The organism is Nitrosomonas sp. Nm132, from assembly GCF_900100485.1.
Lineage (GTDB): Bacteria > Pseudomonadota > Gammaproteobacteria > Burkholderiales > Nitrosomonadaceae > Nitrosomonas.
Genome location: NZ_FNDH01000135.1, coordinates 1 through 1,009, shown reverse-complemented (window position 1 = coordinate 1,009; position 1,009 = coordinate 1). Strand labels below are relative to the sequence as shown.

Below are 1,009 nucleotides of genomic sequence, written 5' to 3'. Positions count from 1 at the left end.
ACACTCAATCAACGTTTCCATCAATATGCGACGGCGGTGGGATTTCATATTCGTGCCTGTGAAGGCTATGATCCTGAGAGTAAAGGCAAGGTCGAAGCGGGTGTAAAATATGTCAAGCGCAACGGCTTGTATGGTGAAGCTTTTGCCAATTGGCATGAACTAGAGCGTTATCTGGCTGATTGGCTGGACAACACGGCTAATCAACGACTGCATGGCAGCACGAGACAGCAGCCGCGCGTCCATTATGAACAGGCAGAGAAAGCTGCCATGCTGCCTTATTTAACCCCTTCCTGTATTCAGGCGTCGTCCGCAGAAAGCATCGTTACTCGTAACAGTGGCAAAACTGGCCTGATTGCCTGGCAAGGAAACAAATACTCGGTGCCAATGGCTTATCAAGGCAGTCGAGTTGGCGTTGTCAATCATAACGGTCAACTGCGCATCAGCGATTTACCGACGGGTGAACTCATCGCCGAACACTTGATCCGACTGGAACAAGGTCAAACTATCAAGAACACGGATCATTACCGCGACAAGGCGCAGCGTATTGCGACTTTGGAGGCTGATATCCAGCAATTACTGGACGATGCAGAGCACGGTCAGGCGCTCTGCGCTTTGTTGAAAGCAAGTGCACCGAAAATCTATAAGGATCAGTTAGTGGGTGCAAAACAGGTGTTAGCCGCGCATTGTCAGCAACACGGCAGAATCCATCCATCGTTACTGACCTTATTGATTGATACGCCACGGTTAACTGCAGCAGGTCTGCGAGATCGCCTGGGAGGCCTGGCATTCGCATCCACAGCGTTATCGTGAAACGGATACAGTATTGCCCTGCCGTACGCCATCAACCGTTCTGAAACGATATGGTGTGCTGAACAAGCGCTGTAGTGATCAGGGAGCCAGCCATATCATCCATTAACAGCGTTGCACAAAAATACCGCGGCCTGTGTCTGTCAGGTATCGCTGAACAACTTGAACAACTGCTCAGTCAGGCCCAAGCCAATGATATTTC

Annotated in this window: 1 pseudogene; it reads left to right on the top strand. The window is 50.3% G+C overall.

Annotation, left to right across the window (positions count from 1 at the left end):
* Positions 1 to 810, top strand: a pseudogene (locus BLP80_RS15035) (IS21 family transposase); the annotation flags it as partial.
* Positions 811 to 1,009: the final 199 nt, after the last annotated feature.